General features: G+C 40.1%; 17 protein-coding genes, 1 pseudogene and 2 riboswitches. Of the genes and pseudogenes, 3 read left to right on the forward strand and 15 right to left on the reverse strand.

What is annotated here, in order from left to right; genetic code table 11:
• Positions 1-16: 16 nt before the first annotated feature.
• From MHI60_RS00970 to MHI60_RS00985, 4 genes and pseudogenes are all read right to left on the reverse strand, one after another.
• The gene (locus tag MHI60_RS00970; RefSeq protein WP_144485097.1) at positions 17-1192 is read right to left on the reverse strand and encodes an anti-sigma factor domain-containing protein; all 1176 of its coding nucleotides are present in this window, start codon (positions 1190-1192) and stop codon (positions 17-19) included.
• On the reverse strand, positions 1189-1944 hold the full coding sequence (gene sigI, locus MHI60_RS00975) for an RNA polymerase sigma factor SigI (RefSeq protein ID WP_048238693.1): 756 nt from the start codon (positions 1942-1944) through the stop codon (positions 1189-1191). The genes MHI60_RS00970 and sigI overlap by 4 nt, the downstream gene beginning before the upstream one ends.
• Positions 1945-2159: 215 nt before the next feature.
• Positions 2160-3051 (reverse strand): annotated as a pseudogene (locus MHI60_RS00980) (TerC family protein).
• Positions 3047-3153: riboswitch (yybP-ykoY riboswitch) on the reverse strand. (Overlaps the previous pseudogene by 5 nt.)
• 77 nt (positions 3154-3230) lie before the next feature.
• Positions 3231-3845 (reverse strand): DedA family protein, encoded by a 615-nt coding sequence (locus tag MHI60_RS00985; protein WP_039178042.1) that lies wholly within the window; start codon positions 3843-3845, stop codon positions 3231-3233.
• A 246-nt stretch (positions 3846-4091) separates the two neighbouring features.
• Here MHI60_RS00985 and MHI60_RS00990 point away from each other — a divergent pair, with 246 nt between their 5' ends.
• The gene (locus tag MHI60_RS00990) at positions 4092-6512 is read left to right on the forward strand and encodes an EAL domain-containing protein (RefSeq protein ID WP_144485095.1); all 2421 of its coding nucleotides are present in this window, start codon (positions 4092-4094) and stop codon (positions 6510-6512) included.
• A gap of 235 nt (positions 6513-6747) precedes the next feature.
• Here the strand turns inward: MHI60_RS00990 and MHI60_RS00995 are convergent, their stop codons facing one another.
• The 3 genes from MHI60_RS00995 to MHI60_RS01005 form a co-directional block, all read right to left on the reverse strand.
• Complete coding sequence (locus MHI60_RS00995; RefSeq protein ID WP_095408317.1) at positions 6748-7212, reverse strand: MarR family transcriptional regulator; 465 nt, start codon at positions 7210-7212, stop codon at positions 6748-6750.
• 357 nt (positions 7213-7569) lie between these two features.
• The gene (locus MHI60_RS01000) at positions 7570-7734 is read right to left on the reverse strand and encodes a hypothetical protein (RefSeq protein WP_048238687.1); all 165 of its coding nucleotides are present in this window, start codon (positions 7732-7734) and stop codon (positions 7570-7572) included.
• Positions 7735-7772: 38 nt separating this feature from the next.
• The gene (locus tag MHI60_RS01005) at positions 7773-7928 is read right to left on the reverse strand and encodes a hypothetical protein (protein WP_095408316.1); all 156 of its coding nucleotides are present in this window, start codon (positions 7926-7928) and stop codon (positions 7773-7775) included.
• A 192-nt stretch (positions 7929-8120) separates the two neighbouring features.
• Here MHI60_RS01005 and MHI60_RS01010 point away from each other — a divergent pair, with 192 nt between their 5' ends.
• A complete protein-coding gene (locus tag MHI60_RS01010) occupies positions 8121-8450 on the forward strand; it encodes a MerR family transcriptional regulator (protein ID WP_024424656.1) in 330 nt (109 codons plus the stop codon).
• Between the two features lie 125 nt (positions 8451-8575).
• Here MHI60_RS01010 and MHI60_RS01015 read toward each other — a convergent pair whose 3' ends face one another.
• The gene (locus tag MHI60_RS01015) at positions 8576-8947 is read right to left on the reverse strand and encodes a cupin domain-containing protein (RefSeq protein ID WP_144470296.1); all 372 of its coding nucleotides are present in this window, start codon (positions 8945-8947) and stop codon (positions 8576-8578) included.
• A 185-nt stretch (positions 8948-9132) separates the two neighbouring features.
• On the opposite strand from MHI60_RS01015, the gene MHI60_RS01020 reads away from it, so the two are divergent.
• On the forward strand, positions 9133-9996 hold the full coding sequence (locus tag MHI60_RS01020; protein WP_144485093.1) for a LysR family transcriptional regulator: 864 nt from the start codon (positions 9133-9135) through the stop codon (positions 9994-9996).
• A gap of 90 nt (positions 9997-10086) precedes the next feature.
• On the opposite strand, the gene MHI60_RS01025 is transcribed toward MHI60_RS01020, so the two are convergent.
• The 7 genes from MHI60_RS01025 to MHI60_RS01055 all read right to left on the reverse strand — a co-directional run bounded on the left by MHI60_RS01025 (position 10087) and on the right by MHI60_RS01055 (position 16285).
• Positions 10087-10485 (reverse strand): hypothetical protein, encoded by a 399-nt coding sequence (locus tag MHI60_RS01025; RefSeq protein ID WP_144485091.1) that lies wholly within the window; start codon positions 10483-10485, stop codon positions 10087-10089.
• A 308-nt stretch (positions 10486-10793) separates the two neighbouring features.
• Positions 10794-12152, reverse strand: coding sequence for a magnesium transporter (mgtE, locus tag MHI60_RS01030; protein ID WP_048238682.1), 1359 nt, complete (start codon positions 12150-12152; stop codon positions 10794-10796).
• A gap of 208 nt (positions 12153-12360) precedes the next feature.
• Positions 12361-12525, reverse strand: a riboswitch (M-box (ykoK) riboswitch).
• Between the two features lie 132 nt (positions 12526-12657).
• On the reverse strand, positions 12658-12798 hold the full coding sequence (locus tag MHI60_RS01035; RefSeq protein ID WP_003212346.1) for a hypothetical protein: 141 nt from the start codon (positions 12796-12798) through the stop codon (positions 12658-12660).
• 76 nt (positions 12799-12874) lie between these two features.
• The gene (locus MHI60_RS01040; RefSeq protein WP_048238680.1) at positions 12875-13393 is read right to left on the reverse strand and encodes a PepSY domain-containing protein; all 519 of its coding nucleotides are present in this window, start codon (positions 13391-13393) and stop codon (positions 12875-12877) included.
• Positions 13394-13486: 93 nt separating this feature from the next.
• A complete protein-coding gene (locus MHI60_RS01045; RefSeq protein ID WP_048238678.1) occupies positions 13487-14176 on the reverse strand; it encodes a PepSY domain-containing protein in 690 nt (229 codons plus the stop codon).
• Between the two features lie 66 nt (positions 14177-14242).
• A complete protein-coding gene (locus MHI60_RS01050; RefSeq protein WP_342502663.1) occupies positions 14243-15595 on the reverse strand; it encodes an ATP-binding protein in 1353 nt (450 codons plus the stop codon).
• A gap of 3 nt (positions 15596-15598) precedes the next feature.
• Complete coding sequence (locus tag MHI60_RS01055; protein WP_034281512.1) at positions 15599-16285, reverse strand: response regulator transcription factor; 687 nt, start codon at positions 16283-16285, stop codon at positions 15599-15601.
• Positions 16286-16534 lie beyond the last annotated feature (249 nt).

Genomic DNA, 16534 nt, shown 5'->3' on the forward strand with positions numbered 1-16534 from the left:
GCTATTCTGGCGTTTTTTATTGTTCATATGTGTGCTCATGCCGGTTCTCGCGATAAGGAAACGGTGCACCTTTCCCTTTTTCCTTTGCATGTTCTCTTTTTCGTTCAGCGGCCGGATTGTTCTGATCCCTGCCGTTTTTTTTTGCATGTTTTTCTGCATCACCACGTGATGTGCCGTTCCAGTTTCTTCTTTCGTCAGGGTCAGTTGAGTGATTTTTTTTTTGCTCTTTATCGAAAGAAGGATCCTTTTCTTCCTTTATCTTTTTGTCTTTGCTTTCATCATCAGGTTTTTGAGGCTTTTGAACAGATCCTTGCTCTTCCCTCTCTGCCTCCTTCTGCTCTTTGTCCTCAGCTTCAGGAGCCTCTTGATCTGGCTGCATCTCTTCGCTATCGTCTGTCTTTACTTCTTCTTGTTTGTCTTTATCTGCTTGTTCTTCATCATTCTTAGGATCTTCTTCCTTCACAGCATCATCCTCTGCTGCGTCTTCATCCTTTTTGATGTCTTCATGTTCTTTGTCTTGCATTTCTTGATTTCTAATATATGTTCCTGTTGAAATGCCTGCCTTTTGAGCTTTTTCTCTCGTTTCCAGGTCACTTTCCACAGTTTCCAGCTTATAATTGCGTTTTTGATATTCACCAGAAATGGTGTTAATTTTGCTTTTTACGTTTGTTTTATATGTATTGTCCTGCTTGTTTTCATAAACGGTTGAAATATAAATACTTTTAGAGTCGTTCACATATCCTTTTTTGTCACAGTCATCTATAATTTCCTGCACGACTTTGGTCATGTCGTTTTTTTCTAAATCCTTCATACTCGCCAGTACTTGCTTCGCATCTTTATTCAGCGGTGTGACACCGATCACTTGATAATTGTGATCAAGCTTCAGCTCAAAGCTTGGGTTAATGTCAATTGTCATATATGCATATGCTTTTTGACTTGAGAAAGATGGCATCATAGTAAAAATTACGACAATAATCGCTGCAATTGATAAAATTCCTGCATTTAATGGACGTAAACGAAGCAGGTCAAAAAAACCGGCTCTTTTTCTTTCGAGACGTGATTCATTCGGAAATGTCACTTCTTGGCCGATTTCATAGTGTTGCTGTTCATATTTTGTCCGCAGAAATTGTCCATCAGGGGTCAGCAGCGTGACATATTTTTTGTTTTTCTCTACTATAATGCCTCTTCTCATGAATTAAGCACCCCTTTAAGGTAATCTTTCAAATACACATAATCACCTGTCATAATAATCGCCATCGCAATGATATATTTTCTATTTCTCTCAATCGTTTTGCGGCTGACTTCCACTAGCTTTTCCAGCTGTTTGACGGGCAATTGTTTTTTCTGAAATAAAATGGTTCTCAGCTCATCGTGTTCAACGAGTGTATGGGCTACTTTAATGGCATTCTGCCTGGCATCTGCATGCTTTGGTGAATGCTCAAGCAGCTCTTGAAACGTGAGACCGTATACTTTCAATCGTTCTTTAAAATGTTCAATCTCTTCTCTTCTATGTTCTTGTTCAATTAAACGCCTATATTCATTTGCAGAGAGCTCTGCTTCAATCATGCTTTGAGAGTATTCGCCATTCTCACTTTCTTGCAGGTCCATTTGAACCGTTGGCGCATTTCTCGCTTCTTTTCGAATATAATCGATCACTTTTCTTTTAATAATTAATTCTGCGAAAGCAAGCAGAGAGTTTCCTTTTTCGGCAGAGTATTTTTCTATCGCTTCATTAAAGGCAATTAAGCCTATGCTGAATTCATCATCTTTTTCATCTATATATCGTTTACAAACGGATGAAACCGTCTTAGCGACAAATGGTTTGTATTGCTCTATTAATGCATTTTGCAGCTCGGTATCACCTTGTTGGATACTGATAGCCGACTGCTCTAATGTTTGCTTTTTCTTTCCTTTTTTAAACAAAAGGCTAAGCAATGGTTTCACCTCAGTTCTCCCTATATTACTCATTTATGATAGCTAATTTATGAGGGAAGCGCAAAGGAAGAAATGAGGAATTCATTTCCTGTTACTCAATTATGACATGTATGTCACCATCTACTTTACAATGTTTCGTCTAAAAGCAAAGAAATAAGGGGGTATCTCCCCCTTATTTGTAATATACGTGTTATGAAAATGAAATGATATTTCTTTCAAAAAACCTACTCTCCTAGGCGTACCTCTTGTTTCTCCTCGTTTTCCTGCCCGCCTTTTCTTGATGGATTTGATAAAAACCAGCCAAATGCTGCAATTGCGAGAAGCACTGTCCAGAAAATGACTTTCCATAATGTTGAATGGATAAAATGAGATGATACGACCCCAATGGCTGGATGTGACAGTGTATAAAGCGTGAGCTTCACCCCTACCCATCCGACAATGACAAATGCTGCTGTTTCTAGGCTCGGTCTTGTTTTGAGCAGTTTCACAAAGACAGTTGCTGCAAATCGCATAATGACAAGACCAATGATACCGCCTAAAAGAATGACAATAAATTGACCCCCATCAAGTCCACCGATTTGCGGAAGACTTGTTGCTGGCAGTGTCACAGCTAAAGCGACTGCCGCTAAAATGGAATCTACAGCAAAAGCAATGTCGGCAAGCTCTACTTTCACGACTGTTGCCCAGAAGCCGCTTTGTTTTACGTTTGTTTCAGCTTCCTTTTTCTTAAATACGTGCGATTTTAAAATATGGTGAATGGAAATATAAAGAAGATAAATTGCGCCAATGGCTTGAACTTGCCATACATCCACTAAAAACGAAATAAGAAACAGAGAACCAAATCGCATGACAAACGCACCTGCAAGTCCGTAAAACAGTGCCTTTTTCCTTTGTTTTTCAGGAAGGTGTTTGACCATCACGGCCATGACCAGCGCGTTATCAGCTGCTAAAATCCCTTCTAATCCAATCAGTACGAGCAGAACCCACCCGTACTCTAAAATTATAGCTGCATCCATCATCATTCCTCCTTGTTTTTATCTATTGTCCCACAACAGACAAAGGCTTATGAATGCAAAAAAGACCTTTGCCTGTAATGGCAAAGGTCTTGCTAGACATGTGATATGTAGAATCATGCCAACAAAGCCGATGAACATCAGTCCATGTAATGACGACTTTGTTTCCGGTAAAAACCGGACGCTACTCCCCTTTGGTGGGATTTAGAATATTTAGATTACTTATATCATAATCAATAGACACTCGATTGTCAACAGGTGACTTTCGTTCCAATCCATTGATTAGGCAGTTGGCGTTTCTGTTTTTCTTTTTCTTCGTTTGAGCAATAAGTAGAGAACAAACAATAACACAACACCGATCCCAATTGGTAAAAGATATGGATCTAAGATGGCGCCAACCTCTTTCCAGTTCTCTCCGAGCATAAATCCAAGATACACATACACAAACGTAATTGGTGTAATTGCCAAAAACGTATACAGACAAAAGACCCACACATTCATCTTGGCAATACCGCACGGGATGGAGATAAGCGTCCTAACCCCTGGTATAAACCGGCCGCTGAATGCGACGAATCCGCCATGCTTCTCAAAGAATGCATCCGATTTATCAAGCGACTCAGGTTTTATAAAAAAGTACTTTCCATATTTATTTAAAAAGGGTCTGCCGCCGTAACGTCCTAACCAGTACAAGGTCAAAGGGCCAGCCACGCCGCCAATGGAGCCGGCCGCCACAACTCCGATAAAGGCCATGTCCCCTTCTGAGACCCAGTAACCCGCAAGAGGCAAAACCACTTCAGCAGGTACAAATTCAATGCATAATGCGAGGAAGATGCCAAAGTATGACAAGTTCTTAAAGGCATCAGCTAAAGAAATAATAAAATCTTCGATGTTTATCAATCCCTTTCACACATAATCATTTGACTGATTCTATCTCTTTTAGAATCACACCATATATTAAACGAATAAAACCGAAGAAACGATTCGCTTTTCGTCGTTTTTTTACATTAAATTTGATTTTACTATAAAAGAAGGATGAAAAAAACGTTGATTGTTCTATTTAAATGAAGGAAAGGTGAACACAGAAGCGATTCGATCCGATATATTAAGTATATGTCTGTTTTAAGATACAGGAGGTTTTCTTACATGACCCATTTAACAGGAAGCTACAATGGATGGCTTGTCTTTCTGTCAATCGCTGTCGCCGCTGTCGCCTCCTACTCAGCTCTTCATATAGCCAGCAGGGTAGCACAGTCAAGCGGTGCAAAGAAAAAGGTATGGCTGGTCATTGGTGCAATGATCATGGGAATGGGGATATGGTCGATGCATTTTATTGGCATGATGGCATTTCAAATGCGTATTGGCATTACATATGATACATCATTACTGATTTTATCAATTTTGGCCTCATTTATCGGATCCTTGATTGCTTTTTCAATATGCATTCAAAAGCAGGTCTCTAGAAGACGGCTGCTCATTAGTTCAATCACCATGGGGACAGCGATTTGCAGCATGCATTATCTTGGAATGGAATCAATGGCCAATGTCTCAATCAGCTATGATCCAGTCCTCTTTTTTCTTTCATTTTTCATTGCTGCCATTGCCTCCTACTTTTCATTGATGCTCTTCTTTCGTGTTGAGCGCATTAAAAGTAAACGGAAGAATTATCTTTTAAAGAGCCTTGGTTCAATCTTGATGGGTGGTGCTATAGCAGGCATGCATTATACTGGTATGGCTGCCTCTACCATGTTTTATCATTCAAATGGACAGGCCGCTGCAGGTGGTTTTCTTGAAATGTCACCATTCAGTCTGTCGATTTTCATCGGATTGATGACACTTATTGTCCAAACGCTAATGATCTTTGGTGCCTATATTGATCACCGGATCATGACGCAGTCAGATCAGCTGAAAGAAAATGAACAGCGGTTTCAATCACTCATCAAACATAATATAGACGGCATTATCGTGTTATCTGTCGATCGAAAGGTTCTTTCTGCAAATGACTCTGGTAAACAAATCTTAGAGTTGTGCAATTCTAAGATTGGTGATGATGTCAGCCAATATGTCATGCCGACTGATTTGTGGGAAGAATTTATTTCTCAGTCAAAAAAAGCCACCACACGCGAAGCAGAACTGAAAGCAGCAGATCGTTTTTATTATTACCATGTCACTTACATACCTGTTCATGTGAACAATTCACTCGACAGCATTTATCTTGTTTTAAAAGATTTAACGCAGCAGCGGATTGCAGAAAAAGAAATTCATGTGATGGCACATTATGATGCATTAACAGAGCTTCCTAACCGCCGCCACGGCATCAATCATTTAAATGATGTTCTCTCCGCTCAAGAAAATTCAAAAACATCAACAGCAGTTCTGTTTCTGGACTTAAATCGTTTTAAAATTATTAATGATGCACTTGGTCATAACATAGGAGACTTACTGCTGAAAGCTGCCGCAAACAGACTGACGCAATGTTTACCGGACAATGGCTTTATCGCAAGACTTGGCGGTGATGAATTTTTAATGATCTTTCCTCACATGGATCATGATACATATAAAATCGAACAATTTTCTAAAAATATCATCCATCAATTTGAACGTCCTTTTTTTATCCAGAACCATCAGCTCATTACATCAATCAGCATTGGGATCGCCATCTCTCCGCAAAATGGCAAAAACGGGATGGAGCTGATGAGAAAAGCCGATATGGCCATGTATTTATCCAAAAAACATAAGCAAAGCCGATATGAGTTCTTTACCGAATCCATGGAAAGATTGAGTGAGGACAGGTTAAACCGGGAGCTGGAGCTGAGGGATGCTATTCAAAGAGAACAATTTGTCCTTCACTACCAGCCGCAAGTCAGTGCCAAAACAAGAAAAATGACTGGGGTTGAAGCCCTTTTAAGAATGAAGGCACCCGATGGTTCCTTAAAGTCACCTGAGGCTTTTATTGAGCTGGCAGAGGAATCAGGACTGATCATCGATATTGGCAGATGGGTCATTGATACAGCTGGAAAGCAGGCAAAAATGTGGTATGACGCTGGGCTAAAGATCCCTGTGGCTGTCAATTTATCTGCGAAACAATTCAATTCTGAAGACTTAATTGATTTGATCAAGCTGACACTCAAAAAATACGATCTGAAACCGTCACTCTTGGAGCTTGAAGTCACAGAAAGTATGACAATGGACAATATCAAGCAATCCAAACAGGTGTTAACGTCGCTGAAACAGCTTGGCGTCCGCATTAGTATTGATGATTTCGGCACAGGCCACAGCTCCTTAAGCTATTTAAAGGATTTACCTATTCATCGACTGAAAATTGATAAATCCTTTATTGAGGATATTTTAAGTGATTCAAAGTCTGAACAGATTACAGGGGCGATTATAGCGATGGGACACCAATTATCTCTCGAAGTGATAGCAGAAGGTGTTGAAACATTTGCACAGGCCCAGCTATTATCTGCCCAGGGCTGTGACGACCTGCAAGGGTTTTATTATGCCAAGCCGCTGCCAGCAAGCGATATTGAAAAATTCATCGCCTATCCGGCGCATCTTGACACATAAAAAAGGTGCCAATGATGGCACCTTCCAGCGTGCAGACAAACCCTCGCATTCGGTGTCAATCCTGCGTGCCGGTGCTCACGAATGCTTAATTCGCTTCGCTCCGGTACTCGTCCTTCCTAGACTTCAAAGGTTTTCTGTCACGCTGAGCTGAGAAGAAGACAAAGGGCTAAAATTAAGATCACTTTAGCCCTTTGTCAACAATTTAAAAAGGTGCCAATAATGGCACCTTTTCGTTTTATCTAAATAATAAATGCTGACTGTGAATACCTGCTTTTTTCAATAGACTAATCAATTGCTCTTGTTCTTCACGCGTCAGACCAGAGAATGCACGCGCAATCCGAAGAGAGTGGATCGGATAAATCTTGTCAAGATAACTTCGCCCTTTATCCGTTAAATGGGCATAAACCGACCGTTTATCCTTGGGGTCCTGTTCTCTTTCAATGAAACCATTTCGTTCTAATTTGTCAATTACGTACGTCACATTCCCGCTGACAAGCAGGAGTCTTGAGCCGATTTGCTGAAGCTTTTGAGCACCTCTTGTGTACAGTAATTCAAGAACGGCAAATTCAGTTGGATTAAACCCATGCTCTTTGCTGTCTCTAATACTGTGTTCTGAAACGCTTTTAAATGCTCTTGCAAAAACCTTGTAAAGCGTCATTGAGCGTTCTACTTCTTCTTCATTAAACGATAGTCTCATCACATATCTACCTCTTATAATATTTTTTTAACTTCAAGGCTGTCTTGCGGTGCAGTTGGAGCCTTTCGTAAAAAATAGAAGTACGTTTTTGAAAACCCTTTCAACCACATAAGTGACTCCATTCGTGTTATGTATAAGTTTTCGATATAAACTTTTAAAATCCTTCTTATTTTTCACAATCATCTCGAAAAAAAGCTTTTTCAGCAAACCATCAAGATGCGACACACTTTAACATAATCTGTAAAGAATCTATAGTTTCTTGCACTTCATTCGCCAAATTTCTACAAAATTCAATATTGCTATAATATTAAACACAAAAAAAGAACCCTTTATGTGACATACGCACATTCCAAGGGATTTTTACAGATAGCGCTCTGTTTTGTTGAAAAAGAAATGATACTCTTTTTTTAAGTCACTAATTGTCATGTTCTTGGCTGTATCAGGGCTGTAAACCCCCAATGAACATAGCTGCTTCGTATAATAATGTCTTTCTTTTGCTAAAGCTTCTTTTAATATACGCCGCACCGATTATCCCCTCCTATCAAGTGATTTGGATCGGGTGCTTATGAAGACTTCTTATACAAATCATTTTGCATGGCTCTTAGAAGCGCATGTGCATTCTGACCTGCAGCCTGCATGAATTGCTCGAGCAATTCATCCCTCTTCACATCTAATGCGATGATTTCTTTTGCCATACGTATGATCTGTGCTTTCTCCATCATATGCTCCTCCTCCTATGTCAACTCACCATGATTATATGTCGTCGTAAGGTGTGTTGCACACTTCCTGTCATCTTTCCTCCCATGATTTTTTCATTTTTTTCGTTTTTGTGTTATATTTTCTAACAAACGATAGGTTTTTTTACTTCTCGTTCTATATAATATGAAGAAAAGACTTGCAGGGGTGAGTGTATGACGCAGGAAGATGTATCTTATAAAGATAAAAAAGTCATTTCAATCGGGATTGTCAGTGAATTAACAGGGCTTTCCGTCAGGCAAATCCGATATTATGAGGAACGTAAACTCATCTACCCCCAGCGCTCAACAAGAGGCACACGGAAATATTCTTTTGCAGATGTTGAACGTTTAATGGACATCGCCAACAAACGGGAAGACGGTGTGCAGACAGCTGAAATTTTAAAAGACATGAAGAAAAAAGAACAAGCGCTAAAAAGCGGACAATTTAAGAAAAAAATGCTGGAAGGCCAGATTAACGCACACTTTCGGTATAAAAATCGATAAACAAATAACGAATCGCTTACTCTTTAAAAAAGCTTTGTTCGTATTGATTGTTGCAATTGCTTAATGAAAAAGAGACAGCAATTGCTGCCTCTTTTTTAACTAACGCACCTGTTAAGTGCAACGATTTAGTGTTCATCGATTCGTTCAGGAATCGAAACGGTTCGTTCATTGATCACATTCCCCGTGTTTAGAGTCGTTTTGGGTTCAATTAATAGCAAATGAACTTCTTCTTCAGCAATTGGCTGATGTTCAACTCCTTTAGGAATCACAATAAACTCTCCTTCATTAAGAGCTACTTCACTATCCCTGAAGCGGATGACCAACTTCCCTTTACATACAAAAAACATTTCATCCTCGTCATCATGGTGATGCCAAATGAATTCACCTTTAATTTTTACCATTTTAATGTATGAATCGTTCAATTCCCCGCTTATTCTAGGGTTCCAATAATCATTTATTTGCAAAAATTTCTCTTGGACATTCGTCTTTGAAATCAACAGATTCCCTCCTCATTCATTGGTAACGTCTGTTTTATCTTTTCCTAGATAAAATTCTCTACCTCACCATCCTCCTTAGCATCAACCTCTTATATCATTAAGTTTACTTATTCCATTGGATCACGTAAAATCAAAAAATAGTGTATAGTTAATCACAATTTGTGATGCAAAAAAGGAGAGTTATTTTGGATATTAAATCTTTGGAAGTTTTTAAAGCCGTTGCAATTGAACAAAGCATCACAAAAGCTGCACAGAAGTTAAATTATGTGCAGTCCAATGTTACGACACGAATCCAACGTCTTGAACAAGAATTAGATGTTCCCCTTCTCTATCGATATCATAAGAAGATATCGTTAACACCTGCAGGACGAGAACTATTGCCCTATGTAAACAAATTACTCTACGATTTCGAAGAAGCGATAGAGGCAGTAAAGCTTTCCTCTACTCCGCGGGGAACTTTACACATTGGATCTATAGAGTCAACCGCTTCTACAAGATTGCCAAAAATTTTTTCCGAATATCATAAGAATTTTCCACAAGTAGAATTGAGTATGTATATGGCACCTACAGTAGATCAGGTTAGTGCTATTCTCAACTACAAGGTAGACGGCGCATTGGTAGATGGGCCCATTCTTCATCCGGAAATTATTGAGTATCCTGTATTGGACGAATCTCTGGTCCTGATTACAAGCTACTCCTCAGAGGATTTCCAGGTAGAATCAATTTTACATGAACCATTGCTCTCGTCATTCGCGCATTGCATCTATTTGGCCCGTTGGCAGCAATGGCTAGAGAGCAATGGTTATCCTCCTATGAAGGTAATGGAATATGGTACTTTAGAGGGCGTGCTTAAATGCGTCGAAAACGGGCTGGGAGTTACCGTATTACCAAAATCTATGGTTGAATCTCGGATGCAAGGCGGCTTTACCTGTCACCCATTACCAGAGCCACATAGAATAGTGCCCACTGTCTTTATAAGGCGCCGCGATTCTTATATGACCAGTGCTCTCTCACACTTTATGGAGTTAATGGGTATAACTAATGTGTGATCGGAAATAGATAATTTTTTTGTAATAAAAAAGAGGATAGATAGAGCGAATTTCTGTCCGCTCTTCTATCCTTTTAATATACTTTGACTTTTATTTAGAGGATGCCTCAGATCCTTCAACAACCCCTACAAAGTCAATTAGCACACCGCCTCTTTCTGGATCTTCTTTCACCCGCAGGGCAAGTGCCTTTTTCTTCCCGGTATTGTCATCTTCATAATTCGCATGGAACACATGAATGCTGGCTTCTTCCAATTGAAAATCCTCATAAGAAAGCGTGTCTATGCCCCATTCTTTTTTCAGTTTCAGAATGTCACTCGGGCTTGGGACCGCACCTTCGACGTAGATATCTTCCATTTTTCTTTTATTTCCTTCAGTGATGGCTTCAAGCATATGCTCTGCAGCCACTAGCCTCCGGTCTTTCCCCTCGTCCTCCCTTTGACATGCACTCAGCAAAAACATACACATCAAAATGAATAAGAATTTCTTCATGTTTCTCTCCCACCTTCTCCTTAAAATGTAAAGGATGGAAGCGCTATATGCAATCTTTATACAAAAAAAGACTGTAAAACGTCATGTTTTACAGTCATAGATTGTGGACAAAGGGGTAAAATGATGTTTATTTTAGTCCTTTGTCTACCTTTCAGCGCGATCTGAAAACCTTTGAAGTCTAGGAAGGATGAGTACCGGAGCGGAGCGAATTGAACATTCGTGAGCACCGGCACGCAAGGACTGACAACGAATGCAAGGGTTTGTCAGCGCGCTGAGACTGTAAAACGTCATGTTTTACAGTCTTCTTGCTACATAAGTGTATGGAGGAACGCTGTCGCGATTCCAAAATAGATGAGCAGTGATAAAATATCATTCAATGTTGTAATCAGCGGCCCAGATGCAATCGCAGGGTCGACGTTTAATCTGTGTAAAATAATAGGCACGATCGTACCTGCCATCGTTCCAATAATCAGTGTAGCAAGTAGTGAGGACCCGACAACAAACCCTAAAATCATATTGCCCTGCCACACCATTGCCACGACTGTAATAATGATGGAACAAACAATCCCAATGTAAATACTTGTTCGGAGCTCTCTAAAAATCAGGCGTACAATGGTTTTTTTCGTTAATTCCTCTTTTGAAAGACCTCTAATGACGACCGCAAGCGACTGTGTCCCTGTATTCCCTGTCATCCCAGCAATCATCGGCATAAAGAAGGCTAAAGCGACGACTTGCTGAAGGGTATCTTCAAAATAATTTAAAATACTGCCTGAAATCAGCCCAATGAATAAGAGCAAAATGAGCCATGGGAGACGGCGGTATGCCGCAACAAAAGCGGGCGTGTCGAACGTAATATCTTTACCAGAGGCAGCGAACTTCTCATAGTCTTCTCCTGCCTCTTGAATGACGACATCAATGATATCATCGACTGTGACGATTCCGACTAGGACATTGTTCTCTTCCACAACAGGAATGGCAAGAAAATCATACCGTTCAATCAGCTTGGCGATTTCTTCCTGATCCTGAAAAGCTCCAACGGCAATAACTCTTGTAAACATAAGATCCTGCACTTTTTCATCTGGTTCACCTAAAATGAGATCGCGGTACGACAGAACCCCTACAAGCTGCTTTTGATCATTAATGACATATAAATAGTTGATTGATTCTGCAATTTCAGCAAAGCTTTTCAGCTTTACAACTGCGTCCTGAACCGTATAATGCTGAGGGATCCATACGTACCGGTTGGTCATGATCCGGCCTGCTGTCTCAGCAGGATAATTCATGAGAAGCTGGACGGCCTTTGATTCCTCAGCCTCCATGTTTGATAAAAGCTGATCTTTTAGCTCATCATCCATCTCATCAAACAAGTTGGCTAGGTCATCGTTATCCATCTTGTTTGTGACGAAGGTGGCTTTGTCTTTCCCTACTTTTTCAAGCACAATTTCTTGGTATTCGCGCTCAAGCTCACCCATCATTTCCGTCACATCATCGACTGTTAAAAAGCTGAGGAAACGACCGCGGTGTTTTTCTGGAAGTTCTTTAAATAAATAGGCCATATCATATGGCTGAAGTTCTTCCATAATGTTTTTAAATTCTTTGCGTTTGCCATCTCTTAATAAAATAATGATTCTTAAAATGAGTTCATCGTACGTAATGTTCTGTATCATCGCTGTTACCTCCCCAAAGTCAGGAGATGCCCGAATCCCTTAGAATGTGCGGGGGTCAGGATCTCCTCTATCTGATGCGTCAATCTGATCTTTTGACATACTCTCTATGTGTCTCGAATCGGGATGATCCATCCCCACACCTCCTTTTCTCATAAAAAAGCACCTTCAACCGAATGAAGGCGCTTTGTAAGCATGACAAAATAAACACTTGCTCCTTCAATCGTAGAGCTTTAGCACTGTATGGCATAGGATAAAAACCAGCTGCATTAAAAATCACCTTATGTCGATGATTTCTGTTGACCCATTGGCGTCTTTGGACATTTTTGGGCAGCAGCGTATCTCCATACAGGAGCCTCACCTAACGAAGTCTCATATTGTTAACACACTGAGATTACAGAAAAAGCGGAATGATGTCAATAAGCAAGATGCCCAGTATCCTTATGTATTCGCTTACTTTTTAAAAAAAGAGCGATGGACAGCTCAGTCATCGCCCTTTCATATCTTTTTATTCCTCTTCCGGCTGATTCATATCCTCTTGGGAGAGGAGATGAAAGGAATCATGCAAAAACAAAGCATATCCTTCTCCATCAGGATGCGGAACGTATTCCGCGTGATCCATTGTCTGCTCTTCTTCTTTTTTCTTCATATTCTCTCGCCTCCTTTCCCGTAGTTTGTCCCAATGAAAAAACCTTACACATGAAAGTGTAAGGTTTGGTCATGGCTTAATCATCCCATTCTTGTTTCAGGATTTTGCCTGTTTTAGCGGAAATCTCAAAATCAACTTCCTCGCCGCCTGGTGTTGTGATTTCAATCTCGTAAATGTACACACCATTTTCTTTATCTAGATCAGAATCAGTGACTGTGCCTTTTACTTTTGCAAGAGCAATTTTTTCAGCCTGTTTTTTCGTGATCTTCACATTCTGTTTCTTTTCTTTGACTGGATCATTCAGCGCTTTTCCAGTTTTTGCATCGACATATACTTTATATTCAAAGCCGCCTTTTTTAATCTCGACCTCATACACCCATTTTCCTTTTTTACGCTCAAGATCCACATCATCCACATAGCCTTTCACCACTTTTAAGGCTGCTTTTTCAGCTTGCTTCTTTGAAACAAATGACGATTTCTTTTGCACCACTTGCTCGGCGTTTGCTGTTTGATTTGTATTTTGCGCTTGAAGTGTGAAACCACCTGCGACAAGAGTTCCCGTTAATGCTGTAGCTACTAGTACTTTTTTCATCATGTTCATTTCCTCCTCTGTTTGATTTCTTCTATATCTTAAAAAAACAAGATGATAAAGAAAGGAAAGATACATGAGAATATCATGAGAAAAAGATTAATTTTCGTACGTAATGCCCTCAATGTCTCCTGTATAGGCGTTCACAAGCACCTCTGCCTCTCTGCCGTCAGGTAAATCCAGCTCCACCTCAAATACGAGCATGCCGCTGAATGTTTCAAGATCAGCATCATCCACTGTTCCGCCAACTTCTTTGACGGCAATTTGGATGGCTTCCTCGACGGTGATTTTCGTGAGCTTCTTTTCTTTAGAGGTTGGTTTTTTCTTTTCTGCTTCAAGCACCTTAAATGATTGTTTGTCGACATCGACTTGATATAATTCTTTTTTTGATTGGATGGTAAAAATAAAACGATCTGACGTCTCTTTCTTTTGAATGACGGTTCCGCTCACCTTTTTAACAGCCGCCTCTTCTGCCTGGAGCTCAGCATTTTTTTCATTCGGCTTCTGATAGCTTTTTAACTGTCTAATTTCTTTCATTTGGCCGCTTGCAGAAGATGCAATGATTTGATAGATGCCATTTGCATTTTCCAGCGTCAATGTATAGTCCTGTTTATGATTGATTAAATCAATATGTGTAATGTTTCCATTGTAGTCTTTTGAGATCATTTTTTTCATTTCTGCTTCACTTAATATTTTTTGATCAATGGTTTGGATCATGAGCATCGCAAAGGCTGCAAGAATCACAAAACATCCTGCGAGCGCAAGCACCATTTTCGTTTTTCTAGACATGCAGCGCCTCCTTCCTATTTCCTATTTTATAAGGAGGAAATGAGAAATTGATGAGAAAAGACCCATTTATTTCTGAAAAAGAATGGTCATGGCTGTCCCTTCGCCGATACGGCTGTCTACCTTCAGCTCGGCCCCATGTTCTTCTGCAATTTGCTTCGCAATTGAAAGACCGAGTCCGGTTCCACCCGTCTCACTGTTTCTCGCTTCATCCACACGGAAAAAGCGGTCAAAGATTTTCGGCAGATCCTCTTCTTTTATGCCAATTCCTTGATCAATCACTGAAATAAATGGCTTGTCTCCTGCCCATCCGCAAGTCACATCAACTGGCTCTCTACTATATTTGACCGCATTATCAATTAAGATGGTCAAAAGCTGTTTGATTTTCTCTTCGTCTCCTTCTGCGATCAGCGGCTGATCTGTCTGCACATGGGATTGAATCGTTCGATTGGTGGCCACTTCAAGTGTATGACATAGCTGCTTGCACAAATGACCAAGATCAACCGGCTTCATTTCCAAGTATAACGGCTGACCGTTTTTCGCCAATGTCAGTAATTGATCTGTCAGTCTTTTCATTTTTTTCGCTTCATCATGAATCGCTTGGGAAGATTCTTCTACAACCTCTGGACGCGTTTGCCCCCAGCGTTTTAATAAATTGCTGTAGCTCATAATGACGGTAATCGGTGTCTTCAATTCATGAGAGGCATCATGCAAAAATTGCTGTTCTTTTTCATAATGCTTCTCGAGAATCTCGGACATTTCATTAAAGGTTTGTCCCATTTGATATAGTTCATCCTTTGAATCGCCTGTTAATTCAATTCGTTTAAACGCCTTCTCTTTCATACTTGCCTTCATGGTATTCGTCATTCTGCTAATCGGCCGGACAATTTGCTTTGTTAAAACGTGGCCTGCAAAATAGGAAAGCACAATAAATAAAACGCCAGTAGCGATTAAAATCATTTTTAATAACGCTAAGTTCTCTTCCGTATTTTCGATTTCTTCATATACTTGAAGCGACATAATCTCACCATTTGTCCAGATAACCGGAATAGCAGCAAACGCAATCATATGCTTATTGTATTCTTTGATTTCTGCCGTCTGGCCAGATTCGTATGTAAAAGGCAGTGAACTAAACGTTGATTCCTTTGTGACAGTCAGTTTTGACTCTCCCGTTTCTGTCACGACACGGATCATGCCATTTTGAGGCAGGTACGCCTTCAGCAGCTCCGAGGATGGAAGACCCTCCTCTTCTGATTTTTTTAAAGCAATGGCAATATTTTCAGCCACCTCAGACAAGCGGGACATATCTTTTTGCGTGGTCAAGGTCATCGAAAAAATAAAATAAATGGCTGTATGAAACAAGAGCACCATTAAAAACAAAGACAACGACGTATAAAGCTGAATCTTATTTTTTAATCTCATTCTTTATCCTTTCATCACATAACCCACACCTCTCACTGTGTGAATCAGCTGTTTTTCGAATGGGTAATCGATTTTTTTCCTTAAATAACGGATATAGACATCTACCACATTTGTATCACCGAAATAATCAAAACCCCAAACCGCTGTTAAAAGCTGATCTCTTGTGAGCACTTGCTGCTGATGGTTCAGCAGGTGAACGAGCAGATCATATTCTCTCGGCGTGAGTTCAAGCATTTGCCCAGCCCTTTGTATTTCTCTTGTTTTCTCGTTGACCGTTAAATCTGCTATGCTCAGCTCTGTCTCCTTTTCTTCTTGTGCATGTATATTCAATCTTAGCTGCGCGCGAATTCGCGCTAATAATTCTTCTATGTCAAAAGGTTTTGTTATATAATCATTCGCCCCAAGATCGAGCCCGCTTACCTTATCAGGAACACTTCCCCTTGCTGTAATCAAAATAATAGGTGTCGCTGTATTTGTCTTTCGAACCCTTCTCAGCACTTCAAGCCCGCTTAACTCTGGAAGCATGACGTCAAGCAGCACCAAATCGAAGCTGTCTTCTTCAAGAGCCTGAAGTCCGTCCATTCCTGTCTCTTTGACTGTCACCTCATATCCTTCATATTCAAGTTCAAGTGACAGCACCCTTGCGATTTTCTTTTCATCTTCGACTACGAGTATCTTCCCTTTGTTCATCTCTATCTCTCCTATCTGAAAGGCAAGCTTGTCTTTCCATTATTATATGTTGCCTTTCTCATTTGGAACAGTCACAACCTTCACATCTATTTTTTTATGGAGGGAATTATTTTTGAAAAAAAACATTTGGTTTGGGCCTTCTTCTCCTTTGTTAATTGATTTCATTATTTTTTAGTCTGCCTCTTTTAGTTCTATTCACCCATTTTCATCTGTATTGGTGCAACCTCACTATGCAGCATTTCCTTCTTT

Origin of the sequence: Bacillus sp. FSL K6-3200, from assembly GCF_038630485.1 — a bacterium.
Classification (GTDB): domain Bacteria; phylum Bacillota; class Bacilli; order Bacillales; family Bacillaceae; genus Bacillus; species Bacillus safensis.

Excerpts from the sequence above, each read along its gene's own strand:
- MHI60_RS00970 (WP_144485097.1), bottom strand. The coding sequence starts at position 1,192 with ATGAGAAGAGGCATTATAGTAGAGAAAAACAAAAAATATGTCACGCTG.
- MHI60_RS00990 (WP_144485095.1), top strand. The coding sequence starts at position 4,092 with ATGACCCATTTAACAGGAAGCTACAATGGATGGCTTGTCTTTCTGTCA.
- MHI60_RS01005 (WP_095408316.1), bottom strand. The coding sequence starts at position 7,928 with ATGGAGAAAGCACAGATCATACGTATGGCAAAAGAAATCATCGCATTA.
- MHI60_RS01010 (WP_024424656.1), top strand. The coding sequence starts at position 8,121 with ATGACGCAGGAAGATGTATCTTATAAAGATAAAAAAGTCATTTCAATC.
- MHI60_RS01025 (WP_144485091.1), bottom strand. The coding sequence starts at position 10,485 with ATGAAGAAATTCTTATTCATTTTGATGTGTATGTTTTTGCTGAGTGCA.
- mgtE (WP_048238682.1), bottom strand. The coding sequence starts at position 12,152 with ATGATACAGAACATTACGTACGATGAACTCATTTTAAGAATCATTATT.
- MHI60_RS01035 (WP_003212346.1), bottom strand. The coding sequence starts at position 12,798 with ATGAAGAAAAAAGAAGAAGAGCAGACAATGGATCACGCGGAATACGTT.
- MHI60_RS01040 (WP_048238680.1), bottom strand. The coding sequence starts at position 13,393 with ATGATGAAAAAAGTACTAGTAGCTACAGCATTAACGGGAACTCTTGTC.
- MHI60_RS01045 (WP_048238678.1), bottom strand. The coding sequence starts at position 14,176 with ATGTCTAGAAAAACGAAAATGGTGCTTGCGCTCGCAGGATGTTTTGTG.
- MHI60_RS01050 (WP_342502663.1), bottom strand. The coding sequence starts at position 15,595 with ATGAGATTAAAAAATAAGATTCAGCTTTATACGTCGTTGTCTTTGTTT.
- MHI60_RS01055 (WP_034281512.1), bottom strand. The coding sequence starts at position 16,285 with ATGAACAAAGGGAAGATACTCGTAGTCGAAGATGAAAAGAAAATCGCA.